Origin of the sequence: Agromyces sp. PvR057, from assembly GCF_040547485.1 — a bacterium.
Lineage (GTDB): Bacteria > Actinomycetota > Actinomycetes > Actinomycetales > Microbacteriaceae > Agromyces.
Map to the genome: position 1 here is coordinate 206,635 of NZ_JBEPPT010000006.1, position 19,720 is coordinate 226,354.

At 71.4% G+C, this 19,720-nt stretch carries 20 protein-coding genes; 4 read left to right on the plus strand and 16 right to left on the minus strand.

Annotation, left to right across the window (positions count from 1 at the left end):
- Window positions 1–25: 25 nt before the first annotated feature.
- The 3 genes from ABIC29_RS18360 to ABIC29_RS18370 are packed head-to-tail and all read right to left on the minus strand — an operon-like array spanning window position 26 to window position 3,222.
- On the minus strand, window positions 26–889 hold the full coding sequence (locus ABIC29_RS18360) for an amidohydrolase family protein (protein ID WP_354247832.1): 864 nt from the start codon (window positions 887–889) through the stop codon (window positions 26–28).
- A complete protein-coding gene (locus ABIC29_RS18365; protein WP_354247835.1) occupies window positions 886–2,172 on the minus strand; it encodes a CaiB/BaiF CoA transferase family protein in 1,287 nt (428 codons plus the stop codon). Before ABIC29_RS18365 ends, ABIC29_RS18360 begins: the two co-directional genes overlap by 4 nt.
- 45 nt (window positions 2,173–2,217) lie before the next feature.
- Window positions 2,218–3,222: an alcohol dehydrogenase catalytic domain-containing protein gene (locus ABIC29_RS18370; RefSeq protein ID WP_354247838.1), complete on the minus strand. Its 1,005-nt coding sequence runs from the start codon at window positions 3,220–3,222 to the stop codon at window positions 2,218–2,220.
- A 290-nt stretch (window positions 3,223–3,512) separates the two neighbouring features.
- Between ABIC29_RS18370 and ABIC29_RS18375 the strand changes: the two genes are divergently transcribed.
- Window positions 3,513–4,598: an ABC transporter substrate-binding protein gene (locus tag ABIC29_RS18375; protein WP_354247841.1), complete on the plus strand. Its 1,086-nt coding sequence runs from the start codon at window positions 3,513–3,515 to the stop codon at window positions 4,596–4,598.
- An 82-nt stretch (window positions 4,599–4,680) separates the two neighbouring features.
- On the opposite strand, the gene ABIC29_RS18380 is transcribed toward ABIC29_RS18375, so the two are convergent.
- From ABIC29_RS18380 to ABIC29_RS18415, 8 genes are all read right to left on the minus strand, one after another.
- Window positions 4,681–4,824, minus strand: a complete 144-nt coding sequence (locus tag ABIC29_RS18380) for a hypothetical protein (protein WP_199471814.1) — start codon at window positions 4,822–4,824, stop codon at window positions 4,681–4,683.
- A gap of 156 nt (window positions 4,825–4,980) precedes the next feature.
- A complete protein-coding gene (locus tag ABIC29_RS18385; protein WP_354247844.1) occupies window positions 4,981–5,400 on the minus strand; it encodes a RidA family protein in 420 nt (139 codons plus the stop codon).
- Between the two features lie 11 nt (window positions 5,401–5,411).
- Window positions 5,412–6,248, minus strand: coding sequence for an ABC transporter permease (locus ABIC29_RS18390; protein ID WP_116085860.1), 837 nt, complete (start codon window positions 6,246–6,248; stop codon window positions 5,412–5,414).
- On the minus strand, window positions 6,245–7,081 hold the full coding sequence (locus tag ABIC29_RS18395) for an ABC transporter permease (RefSeq protein ID WP_354247847.1): 837 nt from the start codon (window positions 7,079–7,081) through the stop codon (window positions 6,245–6,247). Before ABIC29_RS18395 ends, ABIC29_RS18390 begins: the two co-directional genes overlap by 4 nt.
- Window positions 7,078–7,923, minus strand: coding sequence for an ABC transporter ATP-binding protein (locus ABIC29_RS18400; RefSeq protein ID WP_354247850.1), 846 nt, complete (start codon window positions 7,921–7,923; stop codon window positions 7,078–7,080). The genes ABIC29_RS18395 and ABIC29_RS18400 overlap by 4 nt, the downstream gene beginning before the upstream one ends.
- A 46-nt stretch (window positions 7,924–7,969) precedes the next feature.
- The gene (locus tag ABIC29_RS18405; RefSeq protein WP_354247852.1) at window positions 7,970–8,968 is read right to left on the minus strand and encodes an LLM class flavin-dependent oxidoreductase; all 999 of its coding nucleotides are present in this window, start codon (window positions 8,966–8,968) and stop codon (window positions 7,970–7,972) included.
- Window positions 8,969–8,970: 2 nt separating this feature from the next.
- Complete coding sequence (locus tag ABIC29_RS18410) at window positions 8,971–10,383, minus strand: dihydroorotase (protein ID WP_354247855.1); 1,413 nt, start codon at window positions 10,381–10,383, stop codon at window positions 8,971–8,973.
- Window positions 10,380–11,345, minus strand: coding sequence for an alpha/beta hydrolase (locus ABIC29_RS18415; protein ID WP_354247858.1), 966 nt, complete (start codon window positions 11,343–11,345; stop codon window positions 10,380–10,382). The genes ABIC29_RS18410 and ABIC29_RS18415 overlap by 4 nt, the downstream gene beginning before the upstream one ends.
- Before the next feature lie 224 nt (window positions 11,346–11,569).
- On the opposite strand from ABIC29_RS18415, the gene ABIC29_RS18420 reads away from it, so the two are divergent.
- The 3 genes from ABIC29_RS18420 to ABIC29_RS18430 are packed head-to-tail and all read left to right on the plus strand — an operon-like array spanning window position 11,570 to window position 14,582.
- Window positions 11,570–12,595 (plus strand): putative F420-0 ABC transporter substrate-binding protein, encoded by a 1,026-nt coding sequence (locus tag ABIC29_RS18420; RefSeq protein ID WP_116085874.1) that lies wholly within the window; start codon window positions 11,570–11,572, stop codon window positions 12,593–12,595.
- Window positions 12,596–12,615: 20 nt separating this feature from the next.
- The gene (locus ABIC29_RS18425; protein ID WP_502915506.1) at window positions 12,616–13,731 is read left to right on the plus strand and encodes a putative F420-0 ABC transporter permease subunit; all 1,116 of its coding nucleotides are present in this window, start codon (window positions 12,616–12,618) and stop codon (window positions 13,729–13,731) included.
- The gene (locus ABIC29_RS18430; RefSeq protein ID WP_354247861.1) at window positions 13,728–14,582 is read left to right on the plus strand and encodes an ABC transporter ATP-binding protein; all 855 of its coding nucleotides are present in this window, start codon (window positions 13,728–13,730) and stop codon (window positions 14,580–14,582) included. Before ABIC29_RS18425 ends, ABIC29_RS18430 begins: the two co-directional genes overlap by 4 nt.
- Window positions 14,583–14,627: 45 nt before the next feature.
- On the opposite strand, the gene ABIC29_RS18435 is transcribed toward ABIC29_RS18430, so the two are convergent.
- From ABIC29_RS18435 to ABIC29_RS18455, 5 genes are all read right to left on the minus strand, one after another.
- Window positions 14,628–15,545: an NAD(P)-dependent oxidoreductase gene (locus ABIC29_RS18435; protein ID WP_116085990.1), complete on the minus strand. Its 918-nt coding sequence runs from the start codon at window positions 15,543–15,545 to the stop codon at window positions 14,628–14,630.
- Between the two features lie 148 nt (window positions 15,546–15,693).
- On the minus strand, window positions 15,694–16,728 hold the full coding sequence (fgd, locus tag ABIC29_RS18440) for a glucose-6-phosphate dehydrogenase (coenzyme-F420) (RefSeq protein WP_116085881.1): 1,035 nt from the start codon (window positions 16,726–16,728) through the stop codon (window positions 15,694–15,696).
- The gene (cofC, locus tag ABIC29_RS18445; protein ID WP_354247865.1) at window positions 16,725–17,546 is read right to left on the minus strand and encodes a 2-phospho-L-lactate guanylyltransferase; all 822 of its coding nucleotides are present in this window, start codon (window positions 17,544–17,546) and stop codon (window positions 16,725–16,727) included. Before cofC ends, fgd begins: the two co-directional genes overlap by 4 nt.
- Entirely contained in the window at window positions 17,540–18,514 is a 975-nt protein-coding gene (locus ABIC29_RS18450) for a coenzyme F420-0:L-glutamate ligase (protein WP_354247867.1), read from the minus strand. The genes cofC and ABIC29_RS18450 overlap by 7 nt, the downstream gene beginning before the upstream one ends.
- Window positions 18,511–19,509: a TIGR03557 family F420-dependent LLM class oxidoreductase gene (locus ABIC29_RS18455; RefSeq protein WP_354247870.1), complete on the minus strand. Its 999-nt coding sequence runs from the start codon at window positions 19,507–19,509 to the stop codon at window positions 18,511–18,513. The genes ABIC29_RS18450 and ABIC29_RS18455 overlap by 4 nt, the downstream gene beginning before the upstream one ends.
- Window positions 19,510–19,720 lie beyond the last annotated feature (211 nt).

Genomic DNA, 19,720 nt, shown 5'->3' on the forward strand with positions numbered 1-19,720 from the left:
GGACGTCGGGGCGAGGGCGCCGGGCTCAGAGCCCGAACAGGGTGCGGGCGTTGTCGAGCAGGATCTTCTGTCGCGACTCGGGCTTGAGCCCGAGCTCGTCGAACTCGGTCATCCACCGGTCGGCGGTCATGACGGGCCAGTCCGAGCCGAAGAGCACCCGGTCGCTGATGAGCGAGTCGGCGTAGCGCACGACCTCGGGCGGCAGGTACTTCGGCGCCCAGCCGGACAGGTCGAGGTAGACGTTGGACTTGTGCCAGACCATGGCGAGGTTCTCGAGGTGCCAGGGCCAGGCCGGATGCGCGCTGATGATCTTCAGCTCGGGGAACTCGGCGGCGACGTCGTCGATGTACGGCACGGGGCGGGCGTTCTCGAGACGGTAGCCGCCACCGCCCGGGGTGCCGGCGCCGGCGCCGGGGAAGCCCGAGTGGAACATCACGACGAGCCCGAGCTCGGCGCACGTCTCCCAGATCGGGAAGAAGCGCCGGTCGTTCGCGAGGAACTTCTGGCGAGACGGGTTCAGCTCGCCGACGCCCTTGATGCCGTACTCGGCGTGCATGCGCCGGATCTCAGCGACCGCGGCCTCACCCTTCCAGGGGTCGATGCCCGCGAACGCGAGGAACACGTCGGGGTGGTCGGCCTGCGCCTTGCCGAGCAGGTCGTTCGGCGCCCCCTTGATGCCCGACGTCGTCTCGGAGTCGGAGTTCACGATGACCGCCATCATGCGGCGGTCGCGGTACTGGTCGGCCTGCTCGGCGAAGCTGACCACCGGCCGCTCACGCCCGAAGTGCTTGGCCATCTGCTGGTGCCGCTGCCCCATCGCCGCGAGGAACTCCTCGGTCTGCGGGTGCGTGTGCACGTCGATGGCGACGAGGTCGTCGATGCCGCTCATGCGCTGGCTCCTTCGATGGTGGGGGCGGATGTCACGGCGGATGTCCCGGCGACGCCGGATGTCGCAGCGGCGGTCGGCGCGGCGGGGCCGCCGAGCACCGTGCCGTTGTCGGCGCCGAGGCGCGGCGCCGCGCGCAGCACGGGACGCCCGCTGCGGTGGAACCGGGTGCTCGGCGCGGGGACGCGCAGCGGTTCGCCGTCCGGTCCGGCGATCTCCTCGACGAGGCCCATCGAGGCGACCTGCGGGTCGTCGAAGAGGTCGGCCACGGTGTTCAGCGGCCCGTGCGGGATGTCCGCAGCCGCGAGCCGGTCGAGCCAGTGCTGCCGCGGCATCCGCTCGGTGATCGCCTTGAGCTCGACGTCGAGCTCGTCGTAGTTGCGCACGCGCGCCTCGCGGGTGGCGAAACGGGGGTCGGATGCCAGTTCGGGGCGCTCGAGCACCGCGACGAGGCCCGTCCAGAACTTCTCGGGCACCGACATGTGGATGACGAACGCGCGCCCGTCGGACCCGACGCAGGCGTACGCCTGGGCGCGGCGCGGCCGTGAGTCGGGCCCCGCCACCTGGCCGGTCTCGAGGTAGGTCGACGCCGCCTCGGTGAGGAAGTCGATGAGCGAGCCGACCATCGACACCTCGAGGTGCTCGCCCTCGGCGACCTCGCCGACCTCGCCGACCGCGCCGGCCGCGCCCGACCCGCCGCGGGCGCTGCGCGCGTGCAGCGCCGCGAGCACCGCCTGCGACGCGGACATGCCCGAGAGCAGGTCGGAGAACGCCGGGCCGAGCGGGCGCAGGGTCTCGGCAGGCACGACCTGGCTGTACATCGCACCGACGGCCGAGATCACCGTGTCGTAGGCCGGGCGCTTCGCATACGGCCCCTCGGCGCCGAAGCCCGTGATCGAGCAGGTGATGAGGCCGGGGTTGAGCTCGTGCAGCACCTCGGGCCCGAACCCGAGGCGAGCGGCGACGCCCGGGCGGAAGTTCTCGATGAGCACGTCGGCCGTGCGGGCGAGCTCGAGCAGCTCGGCGAGCCCGTCGGGCGACTTGAGGTCGAGCGTGACGGCGCGCTTGCCACGGTTGTACGCGGCGAACTGCGGACTCATCGTGCCGCTGCCCTCCCAGCGCCGCATCGGATCGCCGTCGGGCGATTCGACCTTCACGACGTCGGCGCCGAGGTCGGCGAGGAGCTTCGCGGCGTACGGACCCGAGATGTACTGGCCGAGCTCGATGACGCGGATGCCGGCGAGCGGGCCCGCCTCGTCGGCGGCGTCGCGGTGGGGCGTGTTCATCTGGTGCGGTCCTCTCGGAGGGTTCTGACGCGGTCGGGGCGGCGGTCACACCACATCGATGACCACCTTGCCCCTCGGCGAGGCACCGAAGCCGCGGTAGGCGCCGACGATGTCGTCGAGCGGATGCCGCGAGCCGATGATCGGCGCGATGGTGCCGTTCTGCACGTGTCGCAGCGCACGCCGCACGTGCTCGTCGTCGGCGCTCGCGACGCCGCGGAGCTGCTTGCGCTTGAGGTACAGGTCTCGGGCGTCGAGTTCGAGCCTGGCATCGACGGAGGCGGAGCAGAAGACCGCCCGGCCGCCCCAGCCGAGCGCCGCGACGCCGGCGGCGATCGTGCCGCCGTGGCCGCTCACGTCGATCGCGACGTCGAACGCGTCGAGGTCGGCGAGTCGGCCTGCGAGCCTCGCGGCGTCGGGGGCGACGATCTGCTCGACCCCGTCGAGGCGGGGGAGTTCGGCACGCGAGGCGGCGACGACCGAGGCGCCCAGGTGCCGGGCGTAGGCGACGGCCGCATGGCCGAGCGTGCCGCCCGCGCCGGTCACGAGCACCCGGTCGGCGGCGGTGACGGCCGCGGCGTCGAACGCGTTGATGACGATCGGCAGGCTGTGCACGGTCGCGCTGGCCGTCGCGGCGTCGAGGTCGTGGCGGTCGAACGCGTTGCGGGCGGGCACGACGACGAACTCGGCGGCTCCACCGTCGCGGTGCACGCCGAGCACGGACTGCGCCGGGCAGTCGGCCTCGTGGCCCATCGCGCATCGCGCGCAGTCGCCGCACGGGATGTTCGGCTTGACGACGACGGCCTGGCCGAGTCGTCGCGCGTCGACGCCCTCGCCGAGCTCGACGATGATGCCGGCGGGGTCGAGTCCGAGCACGCGCGGCAGGCGGGCGGCACGGCCGGGACCGAGGCCGGCGATGACGTTGAGGTCGAGCTGGTTGAGGCTCACCGCCTCGACGGCGATGAGCACCTCGCCGGATCCGGGCACCGGGCGCGCGATGTCCCCGACGCGCAGGCCCTCGAGTCCACTGGCTTGCAGTTGCGCCGCTCGCATCCGCACCCCGTTCCCGTCTCGGTCACGAACTTCGATGTCGTGATTTCTGGATACCGTATCCAATCTGCAACGACGTGTCCACTGATCCGCCGTCAGGCGGCGACATCCGGTGGCCGGTCGCCTCGTGCCGACGGATGCGCTTCGCAGCGCCGCAATCCAACCGTAACCATCGGCTTCACCCGGAATCATGGACACTTCGAGGGATTTTGGATACGGTATCCGTCAATTCGCACGAGGCCCCGTACTGTGCGGCCGGCCCCGTTCGAGACACCCGCTGAGAATGGAGAGTCATGCGCAGATCCATCCGCCGATACGGCCTCACCGCGGCAGCCGCCCTCGCAGCATTCACGCTGCTGGCAGGATGCGCCGCGAACCCCGGAGGCTCCGCCGACGCCGAACCGGTCACCCTCACCGACGGCGAACCCGGGGCAGCGGAGGACACCGAGATCACGGTGGCCATCCCGTTCCCCGACATCACCATGTACTCGATGTACGTGCTCGCGACCGACCTCGGCTACTACGAGGAGGAGGGCCTCACCGTCGAGGTCATCACCGCCGACAACGTCACGGCCGCCGTCGCCAGCGGCAGCGCCGACATCGGCGTCGAGTCCACCGGCACGGTCATCGAGGCGATCAGGGGCGGCGTCGAGGTGGACCTGGTCGGCGGCCACTACTGCCGCCAGAACTTCGACTTCGCCGCCCAGAAGGGCATCACGAAGGTCGCGGACCTCGAGGGCACCTCCATCGTGCTCGCCGGCACCCCCGGCGACCCCGCCGAGTTCCAGCGCAAGCTGGTGCTGAAGGAGGAGGGCTGGGATCTCGACACGGTGCAGACCGAGGTCGTCTACCCCGGGCCCGGCTCCGAGTCGTGGACCGAGTTCTTCGTGAACGACCGCATCTCGATGCAGCCGTTCTACGCCGACGATCTGCCCGCGCTCGAGGAGCACGGGGCGAACATCATCGTCGAGTCGCTGCGCAACTGGGCGAACGACGTGCAGGTCGCCGGCAGCGGCTGGGTCGCCGAGAATCCGAACACCCTCGTGCGGTTCCTGCGGGCGACGCTCAAGGCGACCGACTACATGACGGCACCGGAGCCGGGCGTGTTCCCCGAGAACGTCGACTCGGTGCTCGACATCTACGAGGCGAACGATTTCGACGTCTCGGCCCTCCGCGACAGCGAGAGCCCGTGGGTGCTCGACGGGCACCTCGCCTGCTCGAACCTCTACTTCGACACCGAGGCATGGGACACCACCATCGAGTCGCAGTCGCTCGAGCCGATCGAGTTCGACGCGTCGCAGCTCGTCTACCTCGAGAAGGCGCAGGAGCTGCTCGGCATCGACAACGCCGGACCCGAGACGCTGTCCTACCCGGAATAGACGGGATCGAGGCGCCTCCGCCTCGACACGGAAGAGCCCCCGCCGGAGCGCATGCCGGCGGGGGCTCTTGTGCGCCCGGGCGCTACTTCTTGCGGTGGGTCGCCTCGGTGATGTCGCTGCCCGTCGAGCGGCCCGCGACCTTCGACTTCTTGTCGGCCCGCTTCTCCTTGAGGGTGCGGGTGGCCGCGGTTTTCGATGCGGACTTCTTGGGGGACTTGTCGGACATGATGCCGCCTCTGTTCGGGAGCTCGAACGGCCCCGTGCGCGCAACCATACGCGCACATGCTGCGTGTGCTGACAGGAAGCCGGCCCCCGCTGTCGCGCATGACGCGGGGGCCGGCGGTCTGGGGGCGATCGCGGGTCTCGAGACGCTCCTTCGTCGCTACCCTCCCGACGACCCCGACGACCGCGCGGGCAACGCCGCGATCGCCTCGATCTCGAAGCGGTACCCGGGCGAGGCGAAGCCGGCCACCTGCACGAGCGTCGACACCGGGAAGTCGCGCGTGAAGTGCCGCCCGCGGATCTCCCGCAGGTCGTCGCGCACGAGGTCGAACGCCTCGCCGATGAAGACGTTCACCTTCACGACGTCGTCGGGCGCGGCATCCGCTGCCCTGAGCACCGCGACGAGGTTCTCGAAGGCGAGCTCGACCTGCCCGCGCGTCGTCGACGGCATGGTGCCGTCGGGCCGCATGCCGACGATGCCGCTGACGAACACGAGGTCGCCCGCGGGAACCCGGATCGCCTGGCTGAACGCCGCCGTCGGCGGATAGACGCCCTCCGGAACGATGACCTGCTTGTGCACGATGCGTCCTCCTAACTGCGGCCCATGATCTGCCGGTCGTCGTACCAGGGCGCGAGGCGCTTGCGCAGCACCGCGATGAGCGCGAGCGTCAGGTTCGCGATGATGACCATCACGATGACCATCGCGATCGCCTCGTCCATCTGGAACTGGTACGCCGCGAACTCGAGCATGTGGCCGAGCCCGCCCGTGCCGCCGAGGAACTCGCCGAGCACCTCGCCCGTGAAGCCGAGTGCGGCGCCGCGCTGGATGCCGGCGAGGCTGTACGGCAGGGTCGCCGGCAGGATCACCTTCCACCCGAGGGCCACGCCGTTCACGCCGTAGACGCGCGCCGCGCTCACCAGCGAGGCGGGCACGGTGACCGCGCCCTCCATGGTGTTCAGGATGATCGGGAACACCGCCAGCAGGAACACGAGCGCGATCTTCGACTCGTTGCCGAGCCCGAGCACGAGGATGAACAGCGGCGCGAGCGCGACCTTCGGCGTCGAGTAGAGCAGCCACAGGAACGGCGCGACCATGAACCGCAGCACGGGCGACCAGCCGACCGCGAGGCCGACGATCACGCCGACGACGACCGCGAGCACGAGGCCGATGAGCAGGTTCTGCATGCTGAAGACGAACGCCTGCCAGAACTCGGGATCGACGAGCAGCTGCACGAACGCGGCGAACACCGCCGTGGGCGGCGGCAGGAACGCCTCGGGTACGAGGTGCAGCCACGAGACCGCGGCCTCCCAGACGAGCAGGATCGCCGCGATCACACCGAGCAGGAGCCAGGTCCACTTGCTCGGGCCGCTCCGGCGGCGCCGCGGCGCGGGGGCGTTGAGCGCCTCGATCGAAACGGTGGCGGTCATCGGCGTGCCTTCCTGGTCCAGGGGGCGACGCGGCGCTCGATGAGCGTCACGACGCCCGTCATGCCGACACTCCAGCAGACGACGACGCCGATCGCGGCGAACGCCTGGTCGGTCTGGTACGTGTTGGCGGCCTTGATGATCAGGGCGCCCATGCCGCTCGACGAGCCCGAGAGCTCGGCGACGACCATGCCGATGGTGGCGAGCACCACGGCCTGCCGCAGCCCGGCGAAGAGGAACGGCACGGTCGACGGCAGGAACACGCGTCGATAGAGGTCCAGCTGCGACCCCCCGTAGACCCGCGCGGCCCGGAGCAGCGACGGGCTCGTCGTGCGCATGCCGGCCGCGATGTTGAGCATGATCGGGAAGAGCGCGCTGATCACGACGAGGAAGATGACCGGCCCGATGCCGAACCCGAACCACGCCTTCGCGAGCGGCTGGTAGGCGATGGCCGGCGTCGCGTAGATCGTCCAGGCGATCGGGCCGACGACCTTGTCCACCGGCAGCGAGGCGCCCATCAGCAGCCCGACGGGGATGCCCACGATCACGGCGATCGTGAAGCCCGTGAGCCACGCCTGGGCCGACACCGCCGCGTTCGCCGCGAGCGAGCCGTTCGCCACGATCTCGCCGAACCCCTGCGCGATCGCGAGCGGCGGGGGGAAGAACACCGGGTTGATGAGTCCCCAGTAGCCGACGACGAGCTGCCACACGAGCAGCACGACGAACACCTCGACCGCGATGACGACGGCCTTGCCCCCGGTCGAGAGGTCGGCGAGCCATGCGGCGAGCCCACCCCTGCCGGCTCGGGGTCCGCCGCTGGCGAAGAGGACGCTCATGAGCCGCCCGCCACCGCGGCCTCTGCGGCTTCGGCCTGCAGCGCGTCCCAGAGGTGGTCGCGCAGCTCGAGGAACCTCGGGTCGCTCTGCACGCTGCGCTCGGAGCGCGGCCGCGCCAGCCCGGTCTCGATGACCTCCTTGATCGCACCGGGGTGGCTCTTGAACACCACGATGCGGTCGCCGAGCAGGATCGCCTCCTCGATCGAGTGCGTGATGAAGAGCACCGTCTTGCCGGTCGCGGCGATGAGCTTCTCGATCTCGTCGCGCATGACCTCGCGGGTGAGCGCGTCGACCGCGCCGAGCGGCTCGTCCATGAGCAGGATGCGCGGCTCGGCGACGATCGCACGGGCCAGCCCGACGCGCTGCTGCATGCCGCCCGAGAGCTCCTTCGGGTACGAGTTCTCGAAGCCCGACAGGCCGACGAGTTCGATGGCCTCCTGCACGCGGACGCGCCATCCGTCGCCCTTGAGCCGCTTCTGCATCTCGAGGCCGAACTTCACGTTGTCGAAGACCGTTCGCCACGGCAGCAGGGCGTAGTCCTGGAAGACGACGGCCCGATCGGGGCCGGGGCCCGTCACGGGCCGGCCGTCGACCAGCACCTCGCCCGACGTGGGGGCGACGAGACCGGCGACGACGTTCATCACCGTGGTCTTGCCGCACCCCGACGGGCCGAGCACGGTGACGAACTCGCCCTCGTGCACCTCGAGGTTCACGCCCTCGACGGCCGTGAGCGTGGCCCCCGTGCGCGCGACGTGGTAGCTGACCGTGAGGTCGCGCACCGAGATCAGGGGAGCGGATGCCGCGGGCTCGTCCCGGTCGGCGGTCGGGGTGGTCATCGTCATGGTCCTACTCTCTCTCGCACTCACGGGACTCGTCGTTCGAAGGGCGTCAGGCGACGGGGACGGGCGCGCCCTGGCGGAGCTTCGGCAGCACCTCGGTGCCGAGCAACTCGATCTGCTCGAAGAAGCGGTCGAACTTGAAGCGGAAGTCGAAGACGAGGTGATCGACGCCGGTCGCCTCGAACTTGCGGATCTCCTCGACGGCCTCGTCGGGGTTGCCGACGATGAGCTGGCCCTCGAGGTCCTCCACCGTCTCGAAGACGCCCGACGGCGGCTTGACCGCGAACTTCGCCTTGTTCGCCCAGGCGAGCAGGCCAGGAACGTTGACGTCCTTCAGCGCCTCCTCGCGCGTCGCCTCGATGGAGGTCGGCGGGATCACGCCGATGGTCGGCATCGGCCGGCCCGAGGCATCCGTCATCTCCCTCATGACGCCCATGCGCTTCTCGATCGAGGCGAGCGAGATGCGGCCGGGCATCCAGCCGTCGGCGTACTCGGCCGCGAGCCGGGCCGAGCGGGGCGTCGCGCCGCAGTACCAGAACGGCACGCGCCCGCCGACGGGCTTGGGCTCGATGGTGACGTTCTCGAACGAGAAGATGCCGTCGTCGTAGGTCACGTCGTTCTCGGTGAACACGCGCTTCAGGATCTCGGCGTTCGAGCGCACCATCTCGACGCGGTCCTTGTCGCCCCAGCCGATGGCATCGAACTCGTGGTCGAACGTGCCGGCGCCGAACCCGAGGATCAGGCGCGGCCCGAGCAGCTGGGTCATCGTGCCGGCCATGAGCGCGGTCACGAGCGGGTGGCGGAACGGGATCAGCGACCCGGTGCCGAGCTCGAGCTTCTCGGTGACGGCGCCGATGGCCGTGAGGGTCGTGAGCGCGTCGTAGAAGGTGCGGTTGGGCTTCTCCATCTCGCCGTGCGGCTCGAAGACCAGGTGGTCGCGAACCCAGACCGAGTCGAAGCCGAGCTCCTCGGCGCGCTTGGAGCCCTCGAGCAGCTTCTCCTTGCTCGCCTCTTCGCCGAAGTGCGGCAGCAGCAGACCGAATTTCATGGTCACTTCCCTTCTGTTGCGGCCAGTTCGGCCGATCGTGCGGCCGGAGCGGCCGCGAGCTTCCCGAATCCGGGCTCGCCGACGACGACGCCGTCGGCGTAGACCTCGTGGCCGCGCACGAGCGTGCGCTCGATGCGGGCGCTGATGGTGCGGCCGTTGTACGGGGTCCAGCCGATCTTCGACAGCACGTCGTCGTCGGTGATGGTCCACTCGTGCGCCATGTCGGCGATCACGATGTCGGCGTCGGCCCCGACCGCGAGCGTGCCCTTGACGCCGGCGAGGCCGAACTTGTCGGCCGGCACCTCGGCGACCATCTCGACGACGCGGTCGAGGTCGAGCTCGCCCCGGTTCACGGCGTCGAGCATGAGCTCGTAGTAGTACTGGATGCCGGGGGTACCGGTGTGGGCGCTCCACATCTCGGTCCAGCCGATCTCCTTCTCCTCGCGCGTGTGCGGCGCGTGGTCGGAGCTCGCGACATCGATGGTGCCGTCGCGCATGCCCTCCCAGATGGCGGCGCGGTTGTCGTCGGGCACCCAGTAGCTGAGCGCGTACGGGCCGAGCGTCTCGACGTCGTTCCAGGTGGAGAGGAACGGCGCCCAGTGGTTGACCTCGCACGTCACGTCGATGCCCGAGGCCTTCGCGCGGCGCACGGCCTCGATCGAACGGCGGGTCTGGATGTGCGCGATGTGCACGGGGCATCCGGATGCCTCGGCCAGGCGCAGCACGACATCGATGGCCGTATCCCAGATGACGCCCTCGCGCGCGGCGTAGGCGGACGCGTAGCCCTGCGGCGTGTTGTCGCCGCGGGCGAGCACCTCGCCCTCGATGTAGTCCATGAGCGCCTGGTCGTGCGGGTGCACGATGAAGCGCTTGCCGGTGGTCGCGATGCGATCCATGATCTGCAGCAGGTGGCCGTGGTCGTGGATGCCGGTGCCCGCCGGGTGCGGGTAGGTGCGGCCCGTGTCGACGACCATGTAGATCTTGAAGGCGTTGATGCCCATCGCCGCCATCGGCTCGATCTCGTCGAATTTCGTCGGCGCCGGGTTGTGGTTCCAGTCGACGATCGACGACGAGGCGTAGCGCTCGAAGACGTCGGTGAGGCTCGCGACGTCGACGGTCGGCGGCTTCAGGTTGGGCATGCCGAAGATCGTCGTCACGCCGCCGGCCGCGGCCTGGCGGGTCGTGGTGAGGATGTCGTCCTTGTGCTCGTAGCCGGGCTCGCGGGTGTGCACGTGCACGTCGACCATGCCGGGCAGCACGAGGCGGCCGGATGCGTCGATGGTGCGTTCCGCGTCGACGGCGACGTCGCGCGAGACGACGCCCGCGACCTTGCCGTCGTGCACGAGCAGGTCGCCGGCGACGGGTCCGCTCGGGGTGACGACGGTGCCGCCCGTGATTCTGAGGTCGATGCTCACTGTCCTGCCTCCATGCGTGGTGCCTCCAGGTGTTCGATGGCCTCGCCCGACTGCGGCGAGAGGGTGGTGCGGATGTCGACGTCGCTCGGCTGCACGTGGCGGTCGAGCCAGTCGACGATGCGCGGGGTGGTCTGCTCCCAGTACCGGTCGTAGGCCGCGTAGTGGGTGGTGTGCCGCTGCATGATGAGCTGCTTCGGCCCCTTGGCCGCGGCGTAGAGCGCCTCGGCGTGGTCGGTGGGCGTGGTCGCGTCGCCCTCGACGCCGATCACCAGGAGCGGGGTCGCGAGCCGCGCGGCGGCGTCGATCGGGCGGTAGGCGAGGATCTCCTCGGCGCACGAGAGCGGGATCGCGCTCGGGATGCGGTCGTCGACGTCGGCCTTGATCGTGGTCGCGCGGCGCTCGGGCGTGGGCACCATGATCTCCTCGCGCGGGTGCACGAGCCGGCCGGAGCCCGTCGTGACGCGGAGCCTGCGGTCCTCGTCGAGGCTCGCGAGGAACGCGAGCCACTCGTGCTCCTGGCGCATGCGGTGCAGCCAGTCGGTGCCGTCGGCGACCGGCACCTGGCTGACGGCGGCGCGCACGCGCGGGTCGGCGTCGGCGAGGAGCACGGCGTTGCCGCCGCCCGTGCCGCCGGTGCCGAAGACGCCGATCGCGTCGGCGATCACGTCGTCGCGCGTGGTCAGGTAGGTGACCGCGTTCACGAGGTCCTGCAGTTGGCGTGCGGGCGAGAGGATGCCGCGGTCACCCTCGGAGTCGCCGAAGCCGCGGTAGTCGAAGATGAGCACCGCGAACCCGGCGGCGACGAGCGCCTCGTGGTAGCGCACGTAGAGCTTCGCGTCCTTGAGGCCGAGCCAGCCCGGACCCTGCACGATCGCGCGGTACGGGCCGGGCGTCTCGGGCGTTCGCCAGATCGCGGAGAGGCGGTCGCCGGAGCTGTAGAACTCGACGTTCGTGGTGATCATGTGGTGCGGGTCCTCTCGGATCTCGTCGCTGCGATGCGGCGGAACGGCAGTGCATGGTCATCATTGCGTATTCTGGATCCAGAATCCAGTATTGATTCCGAATCACCGGGCGCCGTAGGATGAACCCGACCGCCGATCCGCCTTGATCGGTTGTGATGGCCCGGGATTGGGCCGTGAGTCCTCGACAACTGTCGAAGTCCGCACCGAACCGTCCCGGAGGAACCATGCCCATTTCCCGCCGTCACCGCCCTGCCCTCGCGATCCCGGCCGCCGTGCTCGCGATCCCCGCTGCTGCCCTGCTGCTCGCCGGCTGCGCGAGCCCCACCGCCGCCTCGACCGGCGGCGCAGACCCCTCGGCCGAGGCCGCAGCCGCCGGCTACCCGCTCACGATCGACAACTGCGGCACGGACGTCACCCTCGAGTCCGCTCCCGAGCGCGTGCTCACCGTCAAGTCCTCGACCCTCGAGCTCATGCTCGCGCTCGGCCTCGCCGACCGCGTGATCGGCTCGGCGTTCAGCGACGGCCCCGTGCCCGACGACCTCGCCGACGCGGCATCCGGCATCGAGGTCGTCTCCGACAAGGTGCCCTCGCAGGAGGCGACGCTCGCGCTCGAGCCCGACCTCGTGTTCGCCGGCTGGGAGTCGAACCTGTCTGCCGAGGGAGCCGGCGAGCGCGACGCCCTCGCGAAGCTCGGCGTGAACAGCTACGTCGCCCCCGCCGCGTGCAAGGCCGAGGGCTACATGCCCGACCCGCTCACCTTCGACGAGGTCTTCCGCGAGTTCGGCGAGGCCGGCGACGTCTTCGGGGTTCCGGATGCCGCAGCCGACCTCGTCGCCGAGCAGCAGGCCGATCTCGACGCGATCGAGCCGAACGACGACGGGCTCACCGCCCTCTGGTACAGCTCGGGCGACGAGACGCCCTACGTCGGAGCGGGCATCGGCGCACCGCAGATGATCATGGCCGCGGCGGGGCTCGACAACATCGCGAAGGACGTGCACGACACCTGGACCTCGATGAGCTGGGAGGCGATCGTCGACGCGAACCCCGACGTCATCGTGCTCGTCGACGCCGCCTGGAACACGGCCGACCAGAAGATCGCGCAGCTCGAGGCCAACCCGGCGACCGCCGCCCTGCCCGCCGTGCAGGAGCAGCGCTACGTCGTGCTCGACTTCCCGTCGACCGAGGCCGGCGTACGCAACGTCGGCGCCGTGGCCTCGACGGTCGAGCAGCTCGGAGCCCTGGGGTACTGATGGAACCCGCCGGTCGAGTGGTGAGCGCAGCGAGCGTATCGAGACCAGACGCCGCATCCTCGGATACGGGGTCTCGGTACGGCGCCGGGGCGCCTGCTCGACCGACGGGCGGCGGTCGCGCCCTCGCCTGGGGCCTGCTGCTCACGGCGCTGCTCGCGGCATCCGTCGTCGTCGCGGTCACCATCGGACCCGCGCCGATCGCGCCGTCGGACGTGTTCGCGAGCGTCGCCGCGCACCTGGGGTTCGGCGAGCCGACCCTCTCGCCGATCCGCGACGGCATCGTGTGGGAACTCCGGATGCCGCGCGTGATCACCGCGGCCGTGGTCGGCGCGGGCCTCGCACTCTGCGGTGCGGTCATGCAGGCCGTCACGCGCAACACCCTCGCCGACCCGTACCTGCTCGGACTCTCGTCGGGCGCCTCGGTCGGCGCGGTCGTGGTGATCGTGCTCGGCGTGGGGCTGTTGCTTCCGCTCGCCGCCTTCGCGGGTGCGCTGGCCGCCCTGGTCGCGACGCTCGGCCTCGCCATGGCGTCCTCCGCGAGGTCCGGCCGCGGCGCCCGGTTCGACCCCACCACGACGGTGCTCGCCGGCATCGCGGTGTCGAGCGTGTTCGGGGCGATCACGAGCCTCGTCATCTTCTGGAGCGCGACGGGCGACAGCTACCGCGAGATCCTCAACTGGCTGCTCGGCTCGCTCGCGGGCACCGACTGGACCTCCGTCGCGATCAGCGGCGTCGCGCTCGTCGTCGTCGGCGTGCCGCTCGTCGCGAGCGCCCGCACGCTCGACGCCTTCGCCCTCGGCGAGGCGGGAGCGGCCGCGCTCGGCGTGCACGTCGCCCGTTCACGCGTGCTGCTGCTCGGCGGCACGGCGCTGCTCACCGGCGCACTCGTCGCGGTGAGCGGGTCGATCGGCTTCGTCGGGCTCGTGCTCCCGCACGCCGTGCGGCTCGTGACCGGGCCGGGTCACCGCGCGCTGCTGCCGCTCTCGGCCCTCGCCGGGGCGATCTTCCTCGTCTGGGCGGACACCGCCGCCCGCACCCTGTTCGACCCTCGCGAGCTGCCGGTCGGCATCATCACCGCACTCGTCGGCGGGCCGGTCTTCGCCTGGCTGCTGCTTCGGACGAGGAGGACCGCATGAGCCTCGACCTCTCGCGCGTGCGCTTCGATCGCGCCGGACGCACGATCATCGACGGCGTCGACGCGACGCTGCCCCACGGCGCGCTGACCGTGCTCATCGGACCGAACGGCGCGGGCAAGTCGACGCTGCTGCACCTCATCGCCGCGGTCGAGCGCGCCGACGAGGGCGAACTGCGACTCGACGGAACCCCGCTCGGCGGCATGCGACGGCGTGAACGAGCCAAGATCGTCGCCCTCGCCGAGCAGCAGGCCGAGGTCGACGGGAGGCTGACCGTCGAGGCATCCGTCGCCCTCGGGCGCACCCCGCATCTCGGGGCCTTCGGCATCGCCGGGCCTCGCGACCGTGCCGTCATCGACGGCGCACTCGCCGCGGTCGGCGCTGCGGAGTTCGCCGGCCGGCCCCTCGACTCGCTCTCGGGCGGTGAACGGCAACGCGTGACCCTCGCCCGTGCGATCGCGCAGGAGCCGACCCTGCTGCTCGCCGACGAGCCGACGAACCACCTCGACCTCGGCTCGCAGTTCGTCGCCCTCGACCTGCTCGCGGCGCTCGCGCGCGACGGGCTCACCGTCGTCGCCGCCCTGCACGACCTCTCGCACGCGGCCGCCTACGCCGACCACGTCGTCGTGCTCGCGGCCGGGCGGGTCGTCGCGGCCGGCCCGCCCGCAGAGGTGCTCACCTCCGAGCTCGTGCACGACGTCTACGGCGTGCGGGCGGAAGTCGTCACGCATCCGCTCACCGGTCGGCCGCTGATCGCGGTCGCAAGCGCGGCGGCATCCTCGACGACCGCGGCGCCCGTGCCGCCCTCGGCGCCTGCGGCCGACGCCGTCAGCTCGGAGGCGTCCACGGCGTAGGAGCGGATCGATCGCGGTCGCGCGCGCCGCCGGGCGGAGATCGCGTCAGGCCGAGGGGTCGAACCCCGGGATCGTGCCGTCGGCGGTCGGGTACTTCGCCACGAGGCTCGCGTCCTTGCCCGCGTACCCCTCCGATTCGAGCCGACGGAACTGCTCGAGCGCGAGCTCCGCTGCCGGGATGTGCAGTCCGGATGCCTCGCCCGCCGCGACCGCGAACGAGAGGTCCTTCTCGGCGAGCGCAGCCGAGAACGTGGCGTCGAAGTTGCGGTTCGCGGGACTCGTCTCGACGACGCCGGGGGCCGGGTACCAGGTGCGGAGCGGCCAGGAGTCCCCCGACGACGCGGACGCCACCTCGTGGAAGCGCGCCGGGTCGAGTCCGAGCGACGCGGCGAGCGCGGCCCCCTCCGCGACGCCGAGCAGCGAGACGAAGAGCATGAGGTTGTTGGCGAGCTTCGCCGCGATGCCGAGCGTGGGCCCGCCGAGGTCGAAGACGTGCGCCGCCATGGGCTCCACGAGCGGGTGGGCCGCCGCGACGGCGTCGGGGTCGCCGCCGAGCATGAACGTCAGCGTTCCACGCATCGCGCCCGCGATGCCGCCCGAGATCGGGGCATCGACGAACCGGAGGTCGTGGGCCGCCGACTCGGCGTGGCACCACCGCGAGGTCTCCATGTCGACCGTCGAGGTGTCGAGCAGCAGGGCGCCCGCCGGAGCCGTCGCCCAGACGCCCCCGGCCGCCGCGTAGACCTCGCGCACGTGCTCGTTGCGTGGCAGCGACGTGAACACGGCGTCGACGCCCGCGACGGTCTCCGCGATGCTCTCGCACACACGCACGCCGCGCTCGGCCGCGACCAGGCAGGCCGCCTCGTCGAGGTCGAATCCGCGCACCTCGTGCCCGGTCGCGACCAGGTGCGCCGACATGGGCCCGCCCATGTGCCCGAGTCCGATCCATCCGATGACGGCCATGGCCCCTCCTCCGACGTCGTCGTCGCGCGGGCTCGCGGTTCGCGGGTTCGCAGGCTCCACGTTACGCCGATGCGCAACAGGGCGCCCCGGTCGTCGAATCGGGGCGCCCTGAACGTGACCGCCTTCGCCGCCGCGCGGCGTGGCGCCGCTACTTCGCCGCGCGAGCGCGCAGGCGCGGCGCGAGGTCGCGCTCGAACAGCTGCAGGAAGCGGCGCTGGTCGTGCCCGGGTGCGTGGAACACGAGGTGGTTGAAGCCCCAGTCGATGTACTGGCCGATCTGCTCGACGACCGTGTCGGGGTCGGTGCCCACGATCCACCGCTTGGCGATCTCCTCGATGGGCAGGGCGTCGGCGGCTCGCTCCATCTCGACGGGGTCGGTGATGTCGTGCTTCTGCTCCTTCGAGAGCGAGAGCGGCGACCAGAACCGCGTGTTGTCGAGTGCGGCCTCCTGGGTCTCCTCGTACGAGAGCTTGATCTCGATCATGCGGTCGTACTCGTCGAAGGTGCGGCCGTCGGTGCGGGCCTCGAGGCCCTCCTTCACGGCTGGCATGAGCTGCTCGGCGTAGAGTTCGGCGCCCTTGCCCGAGGTGCAGATGAAGCCGTCGCCCGCGCGGCCCGCGTACTTCGCGACCTGCGGGCCGCCGGCGGCGATGTAGATCGGCACCCCTCCCTCGGGCCGGTCGTAGATCGACGCGTCGTGGGTCGAGTAGTACTCGCCATCGAAGCTGACCTGACCCTCGTCGTTCCAGAGGGCGCGCATGAGACGCACCGACTCGCGCAGGCGCGCGTAGCGCTCGCGGAACTCGGGCCACTCCTGCTCGCCCGCGCCCTGGAAGCCCGTGGCGATCTCGTTGAGCGCCTCGCCCGAGCCGACGCCGAGGATCACGCGCCCCGGGTAGAGCACGCCCATGGTCGCGAACGCCTGGGCGAGCACGGCCGGGTTGTAGCGGAACGTCGGCGTGAGCACCGAGGTGCCGATGCGGATCTTCGAGGTGCGCTCGCCGACCGCCGCCATCCAGGCGAGCGAGAACGGCGCGTGGCCGCCGGTGTGCCGCCAGGGCTGGAAGTGGTCGCTCGTGAAGACGGACTCCATGCCGTGGGCTTCGGCCGCGACGGCGATCTCGACGAGTTCGCGCGGGTCGAACTGCTCGGCGCTGGCCTTGTATCCGAGGGTGAGGGTCATGCTGCTCCCTTTCTGGTGGAGTCGATGGGGCGCGTGTGCGCGCCGGTCTCGGTGATGTGGGATTCGGCGGCTCGGGCGTCGGCGGCTCGGGCGTCGGCGACGTCCGTGTCGGCGGTTCCGGGCTCGACGGCGCTCCGCTCGTCGCGCGCGGCGAGGGCCGCCGTGGTGTGCGCGCCGAGGCCGAGCCGTACGGCGGCGTCGAGCGCGTCGATCGTGTCGACGTCGCGGCGCAGCCGCTCGACGAGGGCGGCAGGCACCTCGTGCGAGAGGTCGTGGAAGCCGAGCGCGCGGTGCAGCATCGCCGAGTCGGCGCCGAAGGCGGGCTCGAACCTGGTGTGCGCTGCGGCCGTCGCGAGCGTCGTTCCGGTGCCCTCGGCGTCGGGCATGAAGGCGAGCGGATGCCGCGACGCGGCGCCGAGCGCGACATCGAGCGCCTGCGGGGTCAGCGCCGGCAGGTCGCCGAGCAGCACCGCGATGCCCCGGTGGCTGCGCGCCGTTCGACCCGCGTGGCCGGAATCGCGTTCGTCGACGGCGATGCGCCGCGCCTCCGCGATGCCGTGGCGGATCGCCGCGGAGAGCGAGCGAGGCTCGGGTTCGGCGACGACCACGACGCCGGCAGGCACCTCGTCGACGTGGCCGCTGAGGTCGCCGACGACGATCACCTGCGCGACGCGTTCGGCGGCGAGCGCGGCGTCGATGGTGTCGAGCACGAACGCCCGCGCCAGTCCGGCGCGTGCGGCGCTGTCGAGGGATGGCGCGAGGCGGGTCTTGGCCTCGGCGAGCAGCTTGACCGGCACGACCACGTCGTAGGTCAGCATGTCGTCGCCCCCGCCGATGCACCCGGGACGACGGATGCCCTCGAGGCCCGAGCCATGAGCGCCTCCGTGCGCGCAGCCGCGACGCCCTCGGCGTAGCCGGAGGCGAATCCCTCGGCGTGCCCGACCGCACGTCCGCGCGCGAAGCCGTGATCGTGCCCGTCGCGGCGTCCGAGTTCGATGGCCTCGTCGGTGCCGAGGCGGAAGAGGTCGCGCTCCGACGGGCGGGCGATCCTGGCCGCCCCGGGCAGGTCGAGCGGGCCGACGGCGCGCGCGAGGCCCGAGACGACGGCCACGGGGCATCCGCTCGCCTTGCCCTTGACGAGGTCGCCCGCACCCGCGAGTTCGTCGGCGAGGCACGCCATCGTCACGGTGAGCGTGCGACCGGCTGCGTCGGTGCCGCCGCGGAGGTCGTCGACGACGTGCACGCCGGCGGCCCCGATGGCGACGTCGGTCTGGCCCTCGCGCCACGGGCGACCGAGCGTGTCCGACAGGACCACGCCGACGGTCGCGCCGCTCCGTGAGCGGATGCCGGCGGCGAGTGCTCGGGCCGACGCGTCGGGGTCGACGGGCAGCAGCAGCACGGTGCCGTCTGCCGTGTTCGAGGCGTCGACGCCCGCGGCGGCCGCGACCATGCCCTGCCGGTTCTCGACGATGCGCGTCACGCCGCCCTCGTGCGCACGGGTCGCGACCACACGCACGGTCTCGTCGGTGATGGCCTGCTCGCGGTCGGTCGCGTGCACGATGCGCCCCTCGGCCTTCGACACGATCTTCGAGGTGACCACGAGGATGTCGCCGTCGCGGAGTCCGCCGGCGCGATCGGCGGCCGATGCGATGATCGCCACGAGGTCGTCGCCGGGGCGGATCTCGCCGATGCCGGGCAGGGCGCGCACGGCGACTGCTGCGACATCCGCGGGCTCGGCGGTCTTCGCGCGGGCGGCCCGCTGCTCGGTCGCGAACGCGGTGCTCATCGCACGAGCCTCGGCAGGACCTCGCGCCCGAAGACCTCGAGCCACTCCTGCTGGTTGCGTCCGACGTTGTGGAGGTAGATGCGGTCGAACCCGAGGTCGATGCAGCGCTGGATGCGTGCGCGGTGCACGTCGGGGTCGCTCGAGATCGTGAGGCGGCCGTTGAAGTCCTCGGGCCGCACCGAACGGGCGAGCTGCTCGAACTCGAAGGGCGAGCGGATGTCGCCGCGAGCGAAGCGCATGCCCGCGATGGGCCACTCGCGCAGCGCGTTCGCCATCGCCTCCTCGTCGGTCGGGGCCCACGAGAGGTGGAGTTGCAGCACGCGCGTGAGCTTCGACCGGTCTCGACCGCCCTCGCGGGCGCCCTCGTCGAACTTGCCGAGGAGCACCCGCAGGCGCTCGTCGTCGGCGCCGGTCGTGATGATGCCGTCGACCTGGCGACCCGCGCGCTTGGCGGTGACGGGACCCTGCGTGGCGACGTAGATCTCGGGGGCGACGGGCGGCATGGTCCAGAGGCGGGTGGTCTCGAGCCGGAAGTGGGGGCCGGCGTGGCGCACCTCGCGCCCCGCGATGGAGGCCGTGAAGAGCTTCTTGATGAGGTCGACGGCCTCGAACATGCGGTTGATGCGCTCGTGCGCCTCTGGCCAGTAGGTGCCGACGACATGCTCGTTGAGCGCCTCGCCCGAGCCGATGCCGAGCCAGTGCCGGCCGGGGTACATCGACGCGAGGGTCGCGCTCGCCTGGGCGACCATGGCCGGGTGCCAGCGGAACGTCGGCGTGGTCACGCCCGGGCCGAGGTCGCCGGTGGTGCGCTCGCCGAGCGCCGCGAGCACGCTCCACACGAACGAGGACTCGCCCTGCTGCGGCAACCAGGGCTGGAAGTGGTCGGAGGCCATGACGCCCGAGAAACCGTGCTGCTCGGCGAGCGCGGCGAGCGCCACCGCCTCCGAAGGCGGGAACTGCTCGAGCATGGCGGCGTATCCGATGTGCACTGACACCCCTCCATCCTCCCGCTCCCGCGCGGGGCCGGGGCACGCATTCGAACATTCTGCGGGCCCGTTCAGGTCGTCGGCATCCCGACAGGTTTAGTATTTCGGATTCTGGATCCAAAAGGCAATACGCAGATCGAATATCGCGGGCGAGCGATCGCGCCTTGCCGGTCGAGGGCGCGCCCTTCGCCGGTCGAGCAGGCGCGCCGACGCCGTATCG

Bases quoted from the DNA above. Each gene is read 5' to 3' on its own strand.
- ABIC29_RS18405 (WP_354247852.1), bottom strand. From the start codon at position 8,968: ATGAAATTCGGTCTGCTGCTGCCGCACTTCGGCGAAGAGGCGAGCAAG.
- cofC (WP_354247865.1), bottom strand. From the start codon at position 17,546: ATGCTGACCTACGACGTGGTCGTGCCGGTCAAGCTGCTCGCCGAGGCC.
- ABIC29_RS18380 (WP_199471814.1), bottom strand. From the start codon at position 4,824: ATGTCCGACAAGTCCCCCAAGAAGTCCGCATCGAAAACCGCGGCCACC.
- ABIC29_RS18365 (WP_354247835.1), bottom strand. From the start codon at position 2,172: ATGAACACGCCCCACCGCGACGCCGCCGACGAGGCGGGCCCGCTCGCC.
- ABIC29_RS18415 (WP_354247858.1), bottom strand. From the start codon at position 11,345: ATGATCACCACGAACGTCGAGTTCTACAGCTCCGGCGACCGCCTCTCC.
- fgd (WP_116085881.1), bottom strand. From the start codon at position 16,728: ATGACCCTCACCCTCGGATACAAGGCCAGCGCCGAGCAGTTCGACCCG.
- ABIC29_RS18435 (WP_116085990.1), bottom strand. From the start codon at position 15,545: ATGGCCGTCATCGGATGGATCGGACTCGGGCACATGGGCGGGCCCATG.
- ABIC29_RS18450 (WP_354247867.1), bottom strand. From the start codon at position 18,514: ATGAGCACCGCGTTCGCGACCGAGCAGCGGGCCGCCCGCGCGAAGACC.
- ABIC29_RS18420 (WP_116085874.1), top strand. From the start codon at position 11,570: ATGCCCATTTCCCGCCGTCACCGCCCTGCCCTCGCGATCCCGGCCGCC.
- ABIC29_RS18375 (WP_354247841.1), top strand. From the start codon at position 3,513: ATGCGCAGATCCATCCGCCGATACGGCCTCACCGCGGCAGCCGCCCTC.
- ABIC29_RS18370 (WP_354247838.1), bottom strand. From the start codon at position 3,222: ATGCGAGCGGCGCAACTGCAAGCCAGTGGACTCGAGGGCCTGCGCGTC.
- ABIC29_RS18390 (WP_116085860.1), bottom strand. From the start codon at position 6,248: ATGACCGCCACCGTTTCGATCGAGGCGCTCAACGCCCCCGCGCCGCGG.
- ABIC29_RS18400 (WP_354247850.1), bottom strand. From the start codon at position 7,923: ATGACGATGACCACCCCGACCGCCGACCGGGACGAGCCCGCGGCATCC.
- ABIC29_RS18360 (WP_354247832.1), bottom strand. From the start codon at position 889: ATGAGCGGCATCGACGACCTCGTCGCCATCGACGTGCACACGCACCCG.
- ABIC29_RS18395 (WP_354247847.1), bottom strand. From the start codon at position 7,081: ATGAGCGTCCTCTTCGCCAGCGGCGGACCCCGAGCCGGCAGGGGTGGG.
- ABIC29_RS18430 (WP_354247861.1), top strand. From the start codon at position 13,728: ATGAGCCTCGACCTCTCGCGCGTGCGCTTCGATCGCGCCGGACGCACG.